General features: G+C 38.9%; 13 protein-coding genes. 4 read left to right on the plus strand and 9 right to left on the minus strand.

Annotated features, from left to right (window positions below):
* Positions 1 to 18: 18 nt before the first annotated feature.
* A complete protein-coding gene (locus tag MHB69_RS16940; RefSeq protein ID WP_024423640.1) occupies positions 19 to 342 on the minus strand; it encodes a hypothetical protein in 324 nt (107 codons plus the stop codon).
* A 182-nt stretch (positions 343 to 524) separates the two neighbouring features.
* On the opposite strand from MHB69_RS16940, the gene MHB69_RS16945 reads away from it, so the two are divergent.
* A complete protein-coding gene (locus tag MHB69_RS16945) occupies positions 525 to 1,445 on the plus strand; it encodes a LytR family transcriptional regulator (RefSeq protein ID WP_046313060.1) in 921 nt (306 codons plus the stop codon).
* A gap of 34 nt (positions 1,446 to 1,479) precedes the next feature.
* Here MHB69_RS16945 and wecB read toward each other — a convergent pair whose 3' ends face one another.
* Positions 1,480 to 2,619: a UDP-N-acetylglucosamine 2-epimerase (non-hydrolyzing) gene (gene wecB, locus MHB69_RS16950; protein ID WP_342495795.1), complete on the minus strand. Its 1,140-nt coding sequence runs from the start codon at positions 2,617 to 2,619 to the stop codon at positions 1,480 to 1,482.
* 269 nt (positions 2,620 to 2,888) lie between these two features.
* Here wecB and galU point away from each other — a divergent pair, with 269 nt between their 5' ends.
* On the plus strand, positions 2,889 to 3,770 hold the full coding sequence (galU, locus tag MHB69_RS16955; RefSeq protein ID WP_008343198.1) for a UTP--glucose-1-phosphate uridylyltransferase GalU: 882 nt from the start codon (positions 2,889 to 2,891) through the stop codon (positions 3,768 to 3,770).
* Between the two features lie 27 nt (positions 3,771 to 3,797).
* Here the strand turns inward: galU and tagH are convergent, their stop codons facing one another.
* The 6 genes from tagH to tagD all read right to left on the minus strand — a co-directional run bounded on the left by tagH (position 3,798) and on the right by tagD (position 13,240).
* Entirely contained in the window at positions 3,798 to 5,399 is a 1,602-nt protein-coding gene (gene tagH / locus MHB69_RS16960) for a teichoic acids export ABC transporter ATP-binding subunit TagH (protein ID WP_342495796.1), read from the minus strand.
* Between the two features lie 19 nt (positions 5,400 to 5,418).
* Positions 5,419 to 6,246, minus strand: a complete 828-nt coding sequence (locus MHB69_RS16965; protein WP_024423644.1) for an ABC transporter permease — start codon at positions 6,244 to 6,246, stop codon at positions 5,419 to 5,421.
* Between the two features lie 171 nt (positions 6,247 to 6,417).
* Positions 6,418 to 8,784, minus strand: a complete 2,367-nt coding sequence (locus tag MHB69_RS16970; RefSeq protein ID WP_342495797.1) for a CDP-glycerol glycerophosphotransferase family protein — start codon at positions 8,782 to 8,784, stop codon at positions 6,418 to 6,420.
* Positions 8,785 to 8,967: 183 nt separating this feature from the next.
* Entirely contained in the window at positions 8,968 to 11,238 is a 2,271-nt protein-coding gene (locus tag MHB69_RS16975; RefSeq protein WP_342495798.1) for a CDP-glycerol glycerophosphotransferase family protein, read from the minus strand.
* A gap of 48 nt (positions 11,239 to 11,286) precedes the next feature.
* Entirely contained in the window at positions 11,287 to 12,753 is a 1,467-nt protein-coding gene (locus tag MHB69_RS16980) for an alpha-glucosyltransferase N-terminal domain-containing protein (protein ID WP_061110153.1), read from the minus strand.
* 97 nt (positions 12,754 to 12,850) lie between these two features.
* A complete protein-coding gene (gene tagD / locus MHB69_RS16985) occupies positions 12,851 to 13,240 on the minus strand; it encodes a glycerol-3-phosphate cytidylyltransferase (RefSeq protein ID WP_008343212.1) in 390 nt (129 codons plus the stop codon).
* Between the two features lie 359 nt (positions 13,241 to 13,599).
* Here tagD and MHB69_RS16990 point away from each other — a divergent pair, with 359 nt between their 5' ends.
* Both MHB69_RS16990 and MHB69_RS16995 read left to right on the plus strand, forming a co-directional pair.
* Positions 13,600 to 14,370 (plus strand): WecB/TagA/CpsF family glycosyltransferase, encoded by a 771-nt coding sequence (locus MHB69_RS16990; protein ID WP_176967165.1) that lies wholly within the window; start codon positions 13,600 to 13,602, stop codon positions 14,368 to 14,370.
* A gap of 11 nt (positions 14,371 to 14,381) precedes the next feature.
* Entirely contained in the window at positions 14,382 to 15,572 is a 1,191-nt protein-coding gene (locus MHB69_RS16995; protein ID WP_081338885.1) for a CDP-glycerol glycerophosphotransferase family protein, read from the plus strand.
* Positions 15,573 to 15,589: 17 nt separating this feature from the next.
* Here the strand turns inward: MHB69_RS16995 and MHB69_RS17000 are convergent, their stop codons facing one another.
* Positions 15,590 to 18,220: an N-acetylglucosaminidase gene (locus MHB69_RS17000; protein ID WP_342495799.1), complete on the minus strand. Its 2,631-nt coding sequence runs from the start codon at positions 18,218 to 18,220 to the stop codon at positions 15,590 to 15,592.
* Between the last annotated feature and the right edge of the window lie 3 nt (positions 18,221 to 18,223).

An 18,223-nucleotide genomic window follows, 5' to 3' on the forward strand; every position in this document is an offset into this window, starting at 1 on the left:
TCATCCCGCCCATCTTTTTTACTTCTGTTTTTCAATCTTCTGGATTTCCTTTTGACCACTGTCATTAATAAAGTAAGAGATTTCTACTGTGTCTCCTGGTTTAAATTCATTTAACACATCTTTAAAATTATCCGTAAATTCATAGCTTAGGGTCGTATTCACTTTTTTCACTTCGACTGTATGTGCATCAGCCATTCCAATAAATTCAGCTTTCTCTTCCAGTACCTGAGGAGTTGAACTGCTTGTCTTGTTTTCTCCTGAGGACTGCTCGGCCGTTCCACATGCTGTGAGCACGATACCTAGTAGCAGTATTAAGAACGGTAAAACGACGATTTTCTTCATTTTTTTCACCTCATGTCTTTGTATCGTCTTATAAGTTATTATTTTAAGGTAAATTTAAGGTTTTTTGAAACCTTTTTTTTGTTACAACGTCTATATCTAGGTTCAGAGTAAAAAAATAACTTGTTTATCAAGATTCGTAAACCTATAATCATGGAAGAATCATAGAAAAGGTGAGGGACATTATGAGAGCTGAAAGAAAAAGAAAGAAGAAAAAGGTTCTTTGGATTGTTTTATCGATTATTGGCTTATTCGTATTAGCAACTGGCGGATACGCATATCATCTTTGGAACACAGCAGCATCGACCGTCGCAGGCATTCAAGAAAATTTAAAGAAGTCAGATAAGCGTGACAAAGATGTCGATTTAAGTAAGAAAGACCCGATTTCTATTTTAGTCATGGGTGTCGATGAACGAAAAAATGACCGAGGCCGTGCAGATACATTAATATACATGACAGTAAATCCGAAAACAAAAACGACCGAGATGGTGAGCATCCCGCGTGATACGTATACGAAGATTGTCGGAAAAGGCACAATGGATAAAATCAACCACTCCTATGCATTTGGCGGTACACAAATGGCAGCAGATACTGTAGAGGAACTGCTTGATGTACCTGTTGATTACTTCGTTAAAGTCAATATGGAAAGCTTCAAGGATATTGTTGATACACTTGGCGGTATTACAGTAAATAGCACGTTTGCATTTAGCTATGACGGCCATTCATTTGGTACAGGAGAAATTAACCTGAATGGCGATCAAGCCCTTGCCTACACAAGAATGAGAAAGCAAGATCCAAAGGGTGACTTCGGACGTCAGCAAAGACAGCGCCAGGTCATTGAAGGAATCATTGCAAAAGGTGCCAACATTTCATCTATTACGAAATTCGGCGATATGTTCAAAGTCGTGGAAAATAATATGAAGACAAACATGTCATTTGACGATATGTGGATGATGATGAATGATTATCGTGATGCAAGACAGCATGTGGAGCAGCACGAGCTGAAAGGATCAGGCACACGTATCAATAACATTTATTACTACCAGCTTGATGACAGCAGTCTTGCCAATGTGAAGAAGGAATTGAAGGAAAGTTTGGAGCAGTAAATAAAGAAGACTACAGAAATGTAGTCTTCTTTTTTTATGATTGAAATGGAACTGGTTTTTCTTCACTTAATCCAAAACGATGGAGAAGCTCTTCGACAATTCGTTTTGACGCTTGTCCATCACCATATGGATTAGACGCCTTCGACATGTTGTCGTACTCTTTCTGATCGACTAACAGCTGTTTTGCCATGTTGTAAATGGTCTCTTCATCTGTACCCGCGAGCTTCAGCGTGCCAGCTTTCACACCTTCAGGGCGTTCTGTTGTATCGCGCAGAACTAATACTGGCTTCCCTAGAGAAGGCGCCTCCTCTTGGACACCCCCAGAATCCGTTAATATAAAGTGTGAGGCAGCAGCGAAGTTATGGAAATCAACGACTTCAAGCGGCTCAATTAAGTGCACACGATCAAGATCACTGAATTCTGTTTGAGCCGCATCACGAACAGCAGGGTTTAAATGTACAGGATATACAACCTGAACATCTTCAAACTCTTCTACAATACGTCTAATCGCTCTAAACATGTTTTTCATCGGCTGGCCGAGATTTTCTCTGCGATGAGCCGTTAACAAAATCATTTTATCTGTGCCTATTTTCTCTAAAATAGGGTGTTGATACTGCTCTGTAACCGTTGTTTGCAACGCATCAATCGCAGTATTCCCCGTCACACAAATCGTCTCTTCTTTTTTATTTTCAATTAAAAGATTCTGCTTTGCCTCATTTGTAGGAGCAAAATGAATATCGGCAATCGTACCTGTCATTTGTCGGTTCAATTCCTCAGGGAACGGCGAGTATTTATTGTGTGTTCTTAAACCCGCTTCAACGTGACCGACTGGAATTTGGTGGTAGAATGCGGCCAAGCTTCCTGCAAAGGTTGTTGTTGTGTCTCCATGAACAAGGACAATATCAGGTTTTTCCTCTTGAAATAGTTGATCTAGTTTCAAGAGTGCATTTGATGTGATTTCAGATAATGTCTGGCGCTGCTTCATAATGTTTAAATCATGATCTGGCGTAATAGAAAAAGCCTCAAGGACTTGATCAAGCATTTCTCTATGCTGAGCTGTTACAGTAACAATCGAATTTATCTGTGGATGTTTATTCAGTTCAAGGACAAGTGGTGCCATTTTGATTGCTTCAGGTCTAGTACCGAAAATAGTCATTACATTTAGTTTTTTCACTTGTTTATGCCTCTTTCCTAGTATAGTACTTTCAATTATACACAATTGGGAGGATAAAATTAATGATATAAAAAAAGAAATTTACATTGAATTAACGTTAAATTTCTCTTACCTTTACATTTAACATATAAAATATGAATTATCTAAAAGTCATTTTAGTGAAATCATTTGTCTTTCCTATGATTTGTAAGTTACACTTTAAACAGACGACCAAGAACAAACATTGAAATATGAAATCGGTTATCTATGTAAGGAAGGTGCAAAGTTCATTGAAAAAAGTACGTAAAGCCATTATACCAGCTGCAGGTCTTGGGACACGTTTCCTCCCTGCAACAAAAGCGATGCCTAAAGAAATGCTCCCAATCGTTGATAAACCAACCATTCAATATATTATTGAAGAAGCTGTTGAATCAGGAATCGAAGATATTATTATCGTCACCGGAAAAGGAAAAAGAGCCATTGAGGATCATTTTGATTTTGCACCAGAGTTAGAGCGCAACCTTGAGGAAAAAGGAAAGAGCGAGCTTTTAGAAAAAGTGAGAAAATCCTCTAACATTGCTGACATTCATTACATACGTCAAAAAGAGCCGAAAGGACTTGGACACGCCGTTTGGTGCGCACGTAACTTTATTGGCGATGAGCCTTTTGCTGTTTTATTAGGTGATGACATTGTGCAAGCCGAAACGCCTGGGCTTCGCCAGCTGATGGATGAATACGAAAAAACCCTTTCATCTGTCATCGGTGTTCAGCAAGTAGCAGACAGCGATACGCATCGCTACGGGATCATTGATCCTCTTACACAAGAAGGACGCCGCTACCAAGTCAAAAACTTTGTTGAAAAGCCGCCGCAAGGAACAGCACCATCGAACCTAGCCATCTTAGGGCGCTACATTTTCACGCCAGAGATCTTTATGTACCTCGATCAGCAAGAGATTGGTGCAGGCGGAGAAATTCAACTGACAGATGCCATTCAAAAGCTGAATGACATCCAGCGCGTCTTCGCCTATGATTTCGAAGGAAAACGATACGATGTCGGCGAGAAGCAAGGCTTCATTGAAACGACGCTTGAGTTTGCTCTTCAGGATGAAGAATTGAAAAAGAAACTCATTCCATTTATGAAACAGCTTCTCGAAAAAGAAGAAGTGAATTAAAAAAAGCTGCCGGCATCGGCAGCTTTTTTATTTAATGACTGAAATAGTCAGTGTATGCTGTTCATTATCAATGACAAACAGGTTGTTTTCGCCCTTCACTGCGAATTTTGTTCGTTTCTCATTCATCCAGACATTTTGTTCTGTCAGCCCAAGTGTGGAAGGAGAGATTGGCATAATGCCGCGAAACACAATCGTGTTTGCCTGACCATTTTGAATGACATAGTCGGTTTTCTCTGTGGTCAATCGCTCAATCGTATCTCCTTGGTCATTTTTCACTGAACTCAGCGTTTGCATTCTCTGTTTCAGCACAGATTCTTCTTTTCCAAGGAAAGAAAGTAAATACTCATACGAACCTGCCGATGCAGGCGATACATAGGAATTAAACTGTCCTGGCCTAATAGATAATGACTTTAATTCCTCTGCATTTTGAAGCGCAGCAGGTTTAACAAAATACGTTTCTGACGCTGTTTTAATTTGAACGGTTTGTTTATTTTCAGCCACAGCCTGTACTTCTAGTCCAAATGGCAAAGTGACATCGGCCTTTTTTTTCATGGCTTGGTCTTTGTAAACCATAAGTGGATCTGCCGTGACTATCAGCTGTTGATCCACCATTTTCATATCAGGTGCTCCTTTGGTCTGCGGGTTCTTCGACTGAGGCGCTTCTGTCTTATCTGATGGGATTGCGCCAAATGTCGCCAATGTACGAAGCGGGCGATCTGAAAACATCGATAAGGCTAGCAATAGCGTTAAGACCGCTAAAACTGTCACTTGAAATGCGGAGCCAAACAATGAACGCCGTTTGCCGTTCTCTTGATAACGAGACACCTTTTCTGTCTTCTGTACGCCTTTGCGGCCTTCTTTATGTTTCAATTGATATTCTTTTTTCTCTTTCTTGGAAAGCTTGTTAAACCAGTCAACAAACTCCTTATATTCCTTCACGACCTTTTTCGTATCATCAAACATACGAAGCTCACCATAATGCATCCAAGCCACCCGATCACAGATTTTTTGGATTTGGCTAATGGAGTGACTGACAAAAAAGATCGTCTTTCCTTGTTCCTTGAATTCTGTAATGCGGTCCACACATTTTTGATAGAAGGTTTGGTCTCCAACAGACAGTGCTTCATCAATAATCAGGATATCTGGATCGATATGCGCTGAAATGGCAAAGCCAAGGCGTGATTTCATTCCGCTTGAATAGCTCTTAACCGGCTGGTCAATAAAGTCACCAATATCCGCAAACTCTACGATTTTTTCATAAAGCTCGTCTATCTCTTTATTCGTCAGCCCCATCATTAAGCACTTTAAACGAATGTTGTCTTTTCCGCTTAATTGGTTGTTCAGCCCTGCAGCAATGGCAATTAACGAAGGCTGGCCGTCCATATCAATTTCACCACTTGTCGGTGGAATGATTTTCGCTAGAAGGTTCGACATTGTCGATTTTCCAGACCCGTTAATCCCTACAAAACCAATTGTCTCGCCTTCATAGACATCAAAGGACACATCACGGACAGCAAAAAAACCTTTTTCATTTTTATTAGGAAAAAACAGCCCTTTAATCTTATCTGACTGCTTTTTATATAGGACGTATTGCTTGGATACGTTTCGAAACGAAACCTTTAGTTTCATCGTATAATCTCCTTACTTTTTAAAGAAAATCGACAAATTTATCCCTAAATTTCATATGAAGCAATGAACCGACTGTTAAAAGAAGAAGCGTGATCAGCCAAAAATAAAGTGTGTATTTGACATCATGGAAGAACCATTCTCCCTTTAACAAACTATTTCTAAAACCATCAATAATGTAGAAAAGAGGATTCAATTTTAATATGTCCCCAATCCACGCTTTGTCTCCAGTGAGCTTCTCTGAGATATTCCAAAAAATCGGCAGCAAAAAGAAAAGTAATCGTGTCACGGATTGTAAAAGAAATTGATAGTCTCTCACGAGTACGCTAATCGTGGAATTAAACAAACTAAACGAAAACATAAACGCGATCATACAAATAAGATAGTATATATATTGCAGCCAATGTGCGTCAGGATAGATGCCATAGGAAATCAGCACAATCAAATAGACGCCCATCATGACAAAGTAGCTGAACAAGTTGGACATAATCACCACAGACGGCAGCGCACTAATCGGAAAATTCATTTTCGATACCATATTAATGCGTTTAAACACACTGTTTGATCCATCAAGAATGGTCGGACTAATAAAGAACCACGGGATTAATCCGGCAAGCATCCAGATGATAAATGGAATCTCCACGCCGCCAATGACAATTGGCTGTCCTCCGCGAATTCCCATACCAAAAACAAACCAGTAAGCCAGCATTTGAATCAATGGATTTAAAAACTGCCATAAAACACCTAAATAATTCATCTGATATTTTGATTTTGTTTCATAAACAGCAAGTCGCATAATCAGCGGAAAAGAGCTGATTTGCTCCTTTAGTATCGTCAACATTGCGTTCATTCTAATCTTCCTTAGATATAAGTTTTTGGGATTACTTTTTTAAAAAGCACCGCTCATAATTGTAACAGATAACGATGCACATTTCATCTTATAACAAAAGTCATGCACGTCAAACTAGAAGACAAAAAACCCCTGAATCCTTTCAATCATAGATTCAGGGGGCATAAGACATTAGATAATTTGATGCTCTTTTAAGAAATCTGTAATTCTTTTCGTATTTTGATTATCGTTAAAGCTGTTAATTTTCAAGTATTTTTCTTTATATTCATCTTCCACGACATACTCATTCTCAATCGCATGTTTGACAATACGAATCAGCTCTTGAGTATTATATGCAATCGGTCCTGGTGCATTTTCTTCGTTTACAGGAGGAATCGCTTTATACTGTCTAATCAAGTAATCTTTTTCTTCCCAATAAAAAATAGGGTATGCTCCTCTATATTGTGCATCATAAATAGCAGAAGAGTAATCAGTGATAAACACCTTTGATACTTTTAGCGCTTCTGATGGATTATCAGAAATAATATGTTTATACTGAGGCAGGTTTTGATAAACGTACTGAGAAAATTTGTTATGCGGTACAATTAACAGACGATCAAGAAGACCTGCTTCTTCAAAGCTTTTAATGATTTTAATCAGAACTCTATAGTAAGATGTTTCTTCGATTCTATTTGTATATATTAGCCCCTCTTCCCAATAGCGGTAAGTTGGCATAAAGGCGATCTTATCTGCACCGTCTACTAATTTGGCATGATCAAAAGTTGCGAGGCCTGTCAAAATCAAATCCTCACGGTCATATTTCATTTTGTAGAATTCACCAGCCTCTAGTTCAGAACTGATGACTGATTTATAAATATTATATTGGTTCTTGTCTTTATGGAATCCAAAGGCCATTGGATTATCAACTGGTTTCGCAAACATTATTCCATGCTGCAAAAAGACAAGTGGTACGCTCATAATTCTCTCTCTAAGATGATCAATATATAATCTATCGTTCAGAACATGGTTAGATAACTCACTTGAAATAAAATAGCTGGCATTGAAGATACTTAAATAATGTCTCAGACTATATTTCGGAATGATTCCCTTTCCATACTTAGCTTTAAGTGCCGGATAAGCACTTGATTTCTTATTAAGAATAAAGTAATTTCTTGAGTCTGTTTGACAATTCTCTTGTACATAGTCATACACTCTAATAGCGGATTCATCTGCTTTATCACTCTTTTTCTCAAAAAACAAATTCACATGATAATTCTTGTCTTTATAGAATGATGATAAGATACTCGCTATTTTTATTTTTACTTTACTAAATAAAGAATATTCCTGTGAATAAGGAATAATGGTAGATGTCACATTTCCAAATAGATTTGTTCTTAGTACTTGAAGCTTGTCCCCATTCTTTTTCGTGATATATGTTTTCACCTTTTTATCTCTTTTTTTCAGCCTTAAACTATGGATAATTCGGTTATTATTTCCAACGAATAAGTTATTATGGATTCTGCTGTCTAAGTCAAGATCATTTAACGAAATTTTAAAGAAACCATACCTTTTTAAGAATTTGATCTTTCTAAATGGTCTTATAAATTTCGCCACCTGATGATCAGAATTTCTAATGTACAGATATTCATACTTTTGGTCTGAATTATACGCGTAATGTGTCAGTCTTCCATAAACATAAAAGCTATTAAACAAACTAAAAATACGTAGTCTTGATGTATGTTTTGTAACAAGATAAGGGTTTCCTCTTACTAAGTAAACACCATTCGTTCTTACATATATGTAATACCTTTGTTTATTAATCACCAAAATATTGAGGATATTATCTTCTTTGAATTGCTCTAATGTATCTTTACCAAAAACTTTGAGCGGCTGATATCTAGGAACAAGTCTAAAGTTGACGATTTTCTTTTGCTCAGTCACCTTATTTAAAATTTTGATTTGATTACGATTATTCACAGTCACTTCAATATCTTTATGTTCCTGCATCACATCAAACAAAATTTTCCTTACATTTAGTTCTTTATTTTGGCAATCATACGTAACAACAAAGTTGAAGGGACTATATTGGATAAAGGAGATGTCTACAAATCTTCTTTCTGCCCCGTGAATCTTCAAATCCATTTTATAATTCCGATTGATCTCATCAACGTTCAGCAGCCCTGAGAATAATAACAGTTCCTCTTCGCCTCTATATAAGCCATAGCGGTCTAACCCTAATTGTTTGACATATATATCTTCAGATTGATTGTTAATGTCAATAGGATGTATTTGATTTGATTGAAGGATGTCAGAGCTTTCTTTGACAATATACAAGTTCTGATCCTTAGAATAGAGATAGATCATTTCATTAGAATGATCTATTGAAGATTCAAAAATCATCTGATCCTTAACATTAATTTCACAAATCTTCTTTGATTCGTTTACAATTAGCTCTTTAAATTCAAAAGTACATAACTTCTCTATGTCATCAATATATAACACTAACTTTTGTTCATCTAAATTAAGAATTTCAATAAAATTATGATAAAGTTTGTACATTGAAGCACCTCTATATTATTTTCAGCATTTTTACAGTACCGGATAATCTTATCTAAATTTAGCATGTTTACTGTTAAATTTCTATGTTTTTTTATTTTTACCATTACATTTAAATATGTGTACAATGGAATAAAAAAAACAAAAAAGTACCGTTCTACTAAGCGAAGAACGGTACTTTTTAAACTATTTTTCAGAAAACACTACTTCCACGACCCGCTTCGAAGATTCTCCAGTCTCTAAGTAACAGAATTTCTCATAAAACGGTGCAAATGATTCTGGTAGTGTAAAGTCTGGCTGTTCTGTTTCTCTCACCCAGTCAATGACACTTGCTGTCTCTTTCACAAGTGGTCCAGGTGCTTCTTGTTCAAAGTCGAAGTAGAAGCCTCTGAGCTTGTCACGATATGTTTCAATGTCTGGCACATAGAACAGCATCGGACGTTTGAGGTTTGCATAATCAAAGAACACAGATGAGTAATCTGTGATGAGCAGATCTGAAATCATATAAAGGTCTCTAATGTCTTCGTAATGAGAGAAGTCATAGGCAAAGCCTTCATAAGGCCCTAAATCAAAGTTTTCAGCAACTAGATAGTGCATACGCAGAATGATAATATACTCATCTCCGATAGCAGCTCTCATCTCATGCAGGTCAAGGTCTAAATCAAATTTGTACTGCCCTTTTTTATAAAATTGATCGTCTCTCCATGTCGGTGCATATAAGATCAATTTTTTATCGAGCGGCAGGTTCATTTTTTGTTTCAGTGCTCTCATCGTTTCTTCATTGTTTTGATTGTGAAGGAAGTCATTTCTCGGATATCCTGACTCAATCATGGTCTTTTGAAATTGGAATGCACGTGTAAAGATTTCAGTCGAGTAGGCATTTGGAGAAATGAGATAATCCCAATTCGATGCTTCTTTTGTGAAATTCTTTTTGTATTTCTTCGTGTTTGTTCCAGGCATATGCACCTCGTCCATGTCCATTGCCAGCCGTTTTAACGGCGTACCGTGCCAAGTCTGCAAGTATGTTGTGTGATCTGGCTTGGGGACCCATAGCGGCAAACGGCTGTTTACGACCCAATACTCGGCTCTTGCCATCGCAAATATCCATTTCAATGACAGACGATTGATATAGTAGATGCCTTTTTCCTTAAACGGTGCTTCATGACCCTTTTTAACGCTCCAGATCATCGTATATTCAGGGTGATGTTCTTTCATATACTCATAAATCCCACGCGGGTTACAACTAAATTGTTTTCCATTAAAGCTTTCAAAAACAACCGTTTTCTTTTTCACAGACAGCTTACTCGCCAGTTTAAAGGTCGTTTTAAACGTTCTTGTCACAAGGCGGTTACGGACTTTTTTGATTTTACTGATCTTCTTTTTGAATTTCTTCCACTTGCTTTTGACGTAATACTTGGCACGTGTTTTCATTGTGTAATCATTAATACGGATGCCAAGCGTTTGTCTTTTTTTCTTTCGGTACACTTCATATCGAATCGGTACATCGTTTCGTTTATGAATTTGAACAAGTCCTTTGAGTTTGTTCGAGCGGTCTCCAAGCACTAAAGAAGTGGTTGTTAATGTTTCCTCTGCTCCGTTTACATCACAGATAAATTCAAGATAGAAGCGATATACAAAGCGTTTGTTTAATGAATAGGTCAATTCCTCTAAAGGGACTTCTGCTAAAAATTGATAAAGCTGTGGTACATGTTGATCATCACGGTATTCGATCACTTCGTCTTTTATATGGGTGATATTGACCGGAAAACGATGTTCAATTGGTTCTTCACCATTTTTCTTCAATAGAAGCTTTGCTTCTTTGATCTCATACGGATGTTCTGCACTTAGTACACCTGCATACCCGGATAAAGATAACATATACCCTTTGTTGAGCTCGATATGATTGAATTTCACAACCTTTAGCTCACGCTTGATTTTCAAAGAAGCATTCCCTTTGTCTGTACGGTATGGAATGATACACAGCATGGCGTCTTTATTTTCTAAAAAAGTCAGCTCAGGCTTTTCTATTTCCATTTTTAAGCGGCGTTTATAGTTTGACGTTTTCTCTTCAGATTCAATATCTGTATTGATATCCGCTTCTTTTACTTCTTCTTCCTCTTCTTCGGAATCAGAATCATAAGCCGAGTCCTCAAGCTCGTCCTCATCCTCTTCTTTGTTTGTGCTCAAATAGTCTGTGACATACAAGTTATATGTCTGGCCTTGCTCTAACGCAAGCGGCAGCGATGCTTCATTCAATACCAATTTGAATAGATTCTCTTCTTGATGAACAAGCGGAAGGAAAAGTTCTTGTTTCGAAACTCTCTCCCTCATAAACAAATAAAATTCTCTATCTGTTAATGGCATGTCATCGTTGATGCGAATCAGCATTTCTAGTTTCTCATGGTGATTTTTTAACCCTTCAACGACACTCTTCTTATGAATTCCCTCTTCAATCATTAATCGTTAATCTCCTCTGTTCAGAAATCTTACCGTTGTGTTATATCACTATTTTACTTTCCATGAATAGTTTCCTTGTTTCGTTTGATATGACCATCCATCGATCGATGATGGTTTATTCGTAAGCAGCTCACCTTCTATTTCTAGACGCTGCAAAACCTCTTGAAGTTCTTCTGTTTTAAAACGAATGTAAAAATCCACAAATTTCGTTTGGTTGATTTCAATGTTTTTCTTTGTTTGAAAATGGCCGATTGGGAAGCTGACTTGATGGTTCTCATCGATTGTTTGAGAGATGATTTCAGCTCCATTCACTCGATCATATCCTGCGAAATCAATTTGCACATGATCCGCATGACTCATTTCATCTTTTAACTCAAGTTGAAGGTGAAGAACATGATGCTCAGAGCTTAGATCACGCAAGACCCATTTCATGCTGTCAACGATCCCTCTCAGTTCATCTTTATGCTCACGATTTTCGAGCATATGATGAATCGCCGTATTCCAAACAGTCTCTTCGTCAGAAGGAACAAGATAAAAATAGGCTTGTTCTCCCAATAATTTTTCGACATCTTCTTTATGTTTAGTATCCCCAAAAAAGACAGCGTCCACTTGCTGTTTTCTTATTTGTTTAAATAATTCTCCATATTGAGAATTGACTTGATGCAGATCTTCTTCATAATGTGCGTGATGCACAAATGCAGCGTAATAAGTTGTTTCAGGCTGCTCAATTTTAAACAGGTGGCGGTCTTGATCACGGTCCTCTGTGATCATCAGTTTCAAACGGTCATTTTGTGATTGAATGCTGGATAGCCATAATTGTTTAATATCCGTCTTCTTTGTAAATGTTTGAATTCCTGTTTTTTTATACCAATTAATATGCCGAACTGGATTCTTTTTTGCATCACCAGGATAAATGATCTCCATATAGATGCTGCCGTCGTCATTGATTAATTCCTCTAAGTATAGAGCACCTGAATGTGGAACAAAGCTTTGTACTCTGCACAAAATGCCCTGCCAATTGTATTCTTCCCTCTTCACTAATTGCTGCTCTTCATTATATTGATCAATATAACAAATGGGGGAAGAAGGAAATTCATATCTCGTCACTTGAATCGTGGATGCACCTTCTGGAAAAGTAGCTTCATTGATCTGATGTGATGATTCACCGGCAATAAATTCTGAGTAACGTCTTTTACTTCCGCTTTCCGGTAAGATATAGTGTTCAAATACATTCAAGATGTCCACTTGGTTAGGAAATGTCTCCTCCAAGCTGTGAATACGTTCTTTCACATTTGCATCGTAATTTAAAGTTAAAATTGCAGTACGTTTATGCTGATCAGCCAAAGGCTTAATTCTTGCCTTTAAAGATTTCGTTAAGCTCTCATCCTGTTTTGGCACATCACCCATAATAAAGTAATAGTCCATATCAGGCACGTCCATTGATGCCATTGTTTCATGTTGTTCAGATTGATCCAATGTGTCTTCAACTTTTTTCTTCATCCAATTTTGAAACAAAGGAAGCTCTCCTTAAAAATAATGATGACTTGCTCATTGTATTTTACATGAAAAAGTACTTCTCACCAAAAGATAAGAAGTACTTTTTTTCGATCTATTAAAGTCCCGCAATTTCTTCCTTAATTTGTGTTGTCGAGATGCCTTCTGTTCTCTTCAAGTATACGACTTCGCAATGTTCTTTTAAGAAATCGAATTTACCTTCCCAGTCATCTCCCATGACAAACACATCGATATCGTGCTCTTGCACGTCACGGACTTTTTGATCCCAGCTGTTTTCTGGAATGACTTCGTCTACATAACGAATGGTTTCAAGAATCAGCTTTCTATGCTCGTAGCTGTGATAAGCTTTTTTAGATTTTTGTAAATTAAACTCGTCTGTAGAGATGGCCACCACTAAGTAATCTCCGAGCTGCTTTGCACGTTCTAGCAGCTTAATGTGCCCCCAGTGTAATAAATCAAATGTACCGTAAGTAATAACTTTCTTCATTGCAAACATAAACTCCTTTCTTCAATCCTTATTCGACTGCATTCGTGCAGTAATTTATCCGTAATTCTGTGATATTCGATTCGCTCTTCGGAACCTCATTATATCACAGCGCCCACCAAACGTTAAGCGGATGTAAAGACAAACTATTTCCAATTTATTGGGCGCAGGAGGAAAAGTCCGAAGAATCAATGTTTCACAAAGGATCGTCGAGATGAAATGATGAAAATGTCATGAAATTTAAAGGTTTGTAAAGTTATTGTTAATATTTCGTGGAGCATCTGTGATAAAATGATGAGTAGGCGAAGAATGAATTTACAATGAACGTTCATAGATAACAAGTTAAAAAGGAGGTCTAAACAATGCAAACAGAAGTGGTCTCTAACCTTTCTTATGTAAACGGCGACTTAGATGAATTTATCAGCTATATGAACCAGCATCATATTTCTCAGAGAAGAGGCGCCATGATTGCGACTGTCAATCCAGAGATAGGCTATGCCGTCATGAAGGATCATGCGTACCATCAAGTCGTCTCATCTGCGGATTATGTACTGCCGGATGGCGTAGGCGTCGTATTGATGTCCCGCATGACCCAAAGTCCGCTTAAGTCAAGAATTGCCGGCTTTGATGTCTTCATGTCTATGCTTGACCTAGCAAACAAGCAGTCTAAAAGAATCTTTTTATATGGTGCGAAAAAAGAAGTGCTTGAGGCTGTGAAACAGCGAATTGATACGGAATATCCAAATGTGGTCCTCGCCGGAAGCTGTGACGGCTATCAAGCCGATAAACGTTTCGTAGCGAAGCAAATCGCGCGCTCGAAACCTGATATGGTGTTCGTTGCATTAGGTTATCCAAACCAAGAGAACTTTATTTACGAATACCGCCATTTATTCCCGCAGGCTGTTTGCATCGGTTTAGGCGGAAGCTTTGATGTATTTAGCGGAACGGTGAAGCGTGCACCACGCTGGATGATTAAGACAAATACAGAATGGCTGTACAGATTGATTGTGAATCCATGGAGATGGAAACGAATGCTCAATATTCCTAAGTACGCTTTTGCCGTATTGAAAGAAAACAAAGGAAAAAAACGTTACTATCCTGAGCAGGTAAAGGATCAGACGAAGCAGCTGTGAAAGACTGATAAATGATGAATATACGCTCAATGATGATTTCATGTTACGCAGCTTTTATTTCTTTCATTGGATGGCTGATGAGCGGCGTGAAACCTCGTGAAAACCAGGTGACGCTGCTTGTTTCATTCCAAGAGAATGCGGCTGCTCTCATTCATACTTATCAACAACAGGCGAACATGACAATGAAGCTCACTATCCTCTATACGAAGCATGCTTCTGCGATAGAAAAGGACGGGCCTCATCTGTCATTTCGCTATTTTCATGAAAAAAATCCTCTCCATCTCATTCAATGTATATATACGATGTTTAAAAGCAAGGTTGTCGTGACGGATAATTACTTTCTCATGACGAGTGTGCTAAGAAAACGGCCTTCTACAACTTGTATTCAAGTTTGGCATGCCAATGGGGCATTGAAAAAGTTCGGGCTTGAAGATGCTTCAAATTCTGACAGGAGTCCACGTGATATCAAACGCTTCAAACGCGTCTATGCGTCTTTCGATTACATCGTGACAGGCTCAGATCACATGCGTGAGATTTTCAAGACCTCGTTTGGGGTCAAAGATGAACGCTTTTTACCAACTGGTGTACCACTGACGGATGTGTACTATGAACAGCACCAGCCTTCCTTGAAGCTGAATGATGTTCCAAAAGGGAAAAAGATCCTGCTCTATGCACCGACCTATCGAGACTTTGCAATGGACGGTCTTGTGCTGCCTTTTTCAAAAGAGCAGCTGCAAACTGAGCTGAATGGCGATTACATTCTGCTCGTCAAGCTTCATCCTGCGGTCAAACATTTAGCGAAAGCAGAAACTGACGGTGAATGGATATTTGATGTGTCCGATCAGCCGCTCTATCCATTGCTTTGTGCTTGTGATGTCCTGGTGACAGATTATTCGTCCATTGTGTTTGAGTATGCACTGCTCGAAAAGCCTGTCTTGTTCTTCACTTATGACTTAGACACTTATCGGGAGAAACGCGGCTTAGTCGACCGGTATGAAGACATCATTCCTGGTAAGGCTTGCGTCACTCAAGACATGCTCTTGCAGGAGCTTTTGCACCTAAACGCATTAAACAATAAAGAACGAATCAAAACCTTTGCTGAGGAATGGAACCAATATTCAAAGGGACAATCAAGTCAGCAGCTCCTCTCATTTATTGAACAGCAGCTGCTCCTACACAAAAAACGTCCGGCTTCTCATTAGGAAGCACGGACGTTTTTTTATTTGTTATACACCGGGATATCGTAATACAGCGTATAGTCATCAAGCAGGTTATACAAACTATACATGCGAGTGACTTGCTTAGAAGCCCAGCCAATATCTGTTGCATATTGATGAGTCGCTGCAGCCGACCAGCGCATTTTATAAATGGTATCTTGCTTGTATGTGGCATTATTGATATAGCTGTTGCCAATGAATTTTGCTCCGCCAATAATGGCAGCCTCTGGCGTGAACCATTGCTGTTCATACGCATACTTTGCACCAAGATAATTCGGATTGCTGTCATATGCGCCAATGCCATACATGTTATAAACTTTCTTTCCATTATACATTGTACCATTCGCTAAAATGGAACTTCCGTTACCCGTTTCAAGCAACGCATGAGAAATAAGATAAATTTCGTTGATATGATACGTTTTTGCTGCTGTAATAAAGGCCTGTCCTTTACCCGCAAGAATCCCTTTTCCTGCTAAAATCTTTGAATTGACCTCTGCTGGATTGAGATTCGCAGCTTCAGAGAGTTTCAGAAATTGAAAATAAGATTGCGTGCCTTCTGCAATATTAGCTGGATCTACATATTTTTGCACCTCTGCTGCACTTGCATTTCTCCAGCCGAGGTTGATCCTGATCCAGTTCCCTTCTTTCCCAAGCTGTTTTACTTTTGCTCCTTTATTGAGCTGTGCCACAATGTTGCTTGCAGAGCTCGAATCAGGTGTAGAACGGACATTTAAGCCATCCGTATTCACTGTCGATGTTGCTTGGTCTACATATGCTGCATAGACATAGGCCGCACCATCTGTCTGTGGTGACACCTTCATTTGTTTGTTGACCATCTCATTGACAGTAAGGTTGTAGTTCGTTTGCATGACCATTGGGCCATTTTTAATTTTTACGGCTGTGGCGGTCCAGCCATATTGGCTTTTCACAAAAGCAATGGCTTCATTTACAGTTGGTAATCCTGTAAATTGCTGCGTAATGTTGATTTTGTAAGTTGGTTTCGTTGCTGTTGTATACGCTGCGGTTTCATTCCGTTTTTTGAAAAATGCCATGCCTTGATCACGCAGTGCAGCGGTTGAGATGGCACCTGTTTTGATCTGATATTGAGCATAATCGGCTGCGCCTGTTTTTTGAGCAGCGGCCTTCATTTTTTGTTTCGTCAAATAGCTGAGTGCTTGATTCAGTTTTGTCTGATTCACTGTCGGCTCTGTCGTGATACGGTATTGCTTGACCGCTTCTGTCAGCGTTTTTGTACTGCTGGCAACGCCATTTTTCTTGATGATCTCTTGAGCCTGTTTCACTTTACTTTGTTCAAATACAGGTGTTGTTTTGAGACTATACGTTTTGCTGACAGCCTGTCCCTTACTTGTGGTTATGCTGCTTGTCAGCTTCTGCGTATTTAAGTAGGCGGCACCTTTATTCACTTTCGCTTGGTCCACTGCTTGATTGACCACGAGTCGATACGTGCTGTCTGATACCTTGCCAGTTTTTTTCGTTGTCGCAGATACTTTTTTCTTTTGGAAGAAAGCCGCTGCTTTTTTGACTTGGTCATCTCCTAAAAGGTTTCCCGTCACGACTTGATATGGCTGTGTAGAAGAAATCTTTTTGGACGTGTAGCGCCATTTCTTTTTCTTGAAAAAAGCTACCGTTTTGGCGTAAGCTGTATCGTTTAATTGATTGAGCTTCACGATATAATTTTTTGTTTTTCCCACGCGCTGCACAGTACCTGCAGCACCGGTTTGTTTCTTAATCTGAGCTGCAGCTGAAGCTGCTTGTTTGTTGTCTTTAAAATAGCCTGATTCCAAGCTGTAGACATTTTTTAAAGCACCTGTCTTTTGAATCTTCCCGCTGATCTTTGCTTCCTTTTGCAGTTGAGTAAGAAGCGTCTGTGCTTTCGACTGGTTCGCTTGTGCAGCGGATGTGACGATGTAATACGGCTTACCTGCTGTCACCGTTTGAAGCACTGCTGTTAAGCCGGATGCCTTTTGAAAGCCTTGCAGAATGGTATTCGCCTTACTTTGTCCAACAATACCGCTTGAAATCAGCTGATACACAGTGCCAGCTTTCGTTTCGGTTTGGTATGTACTGGTGACGCCTGCCTGCTTTTGCAGCTCGGTTTGAATATTTTTCACTTTCGTTTCAGAATCAATGGCTCCTGATATGACCTGATAAGAAGGTTTGCTTTGATTGATGACTTCATAGGAGCTATTGAGCCCTGATGTTTTCGTTAGTTCGAGTGAAAGCTTTTTCGCCTGACTTTCATCATTAACTGGATCAGATACTATCTTTTGTAAAGGAAGGCGGTCACCTACTGGAGACACCGTACCGCTCATGCCCACTTCTTTTTTTAATGCAGCTGCACTTGCATTCGCTGCTGCTTGCGAATCATATCCTGAAGCAGTGAGCTGATAGGTCGACGTATTTCCTGAGGTTTGATAAGTGGCTGTCCACTTTTTGTCTTTCTTCAGTGTTTCCACTGCTTTTTTCACTTCTGCTTCTGTTGTAAATACTTTTGAGGTGTTCATCGTATAAATGGATTGATCGACATAGGAGGCTGCTTGCGCTTCTTTACCCGTGTGTAATGTCATACCAAAGGCAGCTGCGAGTAACATAATCTTGATGGTTTTTTTCACGTT

The organism is Bacillus sp. FSL K6-0994 (assembly GCF_038630815.1).
Taxonomy (GTDB): domain Bacteria; phylum Bacillota; class Bacilli; order Bacillales; family Bacillaceae; genus Bacillus; species Bacillus safensis.

Excerpts from the sequence above, each read along its gene's own strand:
- MHB69_RS16940 (WP_024423640.1), bottom strand. The coding sequence starts at position 342 with ATGAAGAAAATCGTCGTTTTACCGTTCTTAATACTGCTACTAGGTATC.
- MHB69_RS16945 (WP_046313060.1), top strand. The coding sequence starts at position 525 with ATGAGAGCTGAAAGAAAAAGAAAGAAGAAAAAGGTTCTTTGGATTGTT.
- tagH (WP_342495796.1), bottom strand. The coding sequence starts at position 5,399 with ATGAAACTAAAGGTTTCGTTTCGAAACGTATCCAAGCAATACGTCCTA.
- MHB69_RS16965 (WP_024423644.1), bottom strand. The coding sequence starts at position 6,246 with ATGAACGCAATGTTGACGATACTAAAGGAGCAAATCAGCTCTTTTCCG.
- MHB69_RS16970 (WP_342495797.1), bottom strand. The coding sequence starts at position 8,784 with ATGTACAAACTTTATCATAATTTTATTGAAATTCTTAATTTAGATGAA.
- MHB69_RS16975 (WP_342495798.1), bottom strand. The coding sequence starts at position 11,238 with ATGATTGAAGAGGGAATTCATAAGAAGAGTGTCGTTGAAGGGTTAAAA.
- tagD (WP_008343212.1), bottom strand. The coding sequence starts at position 13,240 with ATGAAGAAAGTTATTACTTACGGTACATTTGATTTATTACACTGGGGG.
- MHB69_RS16990 (WP_176967165.1), top strand. The coding sequence starts at position 13,600 with ATGCAAACAGAAGTGGTCTCTAACCTTTCTTATGTAAACGGCGACTTA.
- MHB69_RS16995 (WP_081338885.1), top strand. The coding sequence starts at position 14,382 with ATGATGAATATACGCTCAATGATGATTTCATGTTACGCAGCTTTTATT.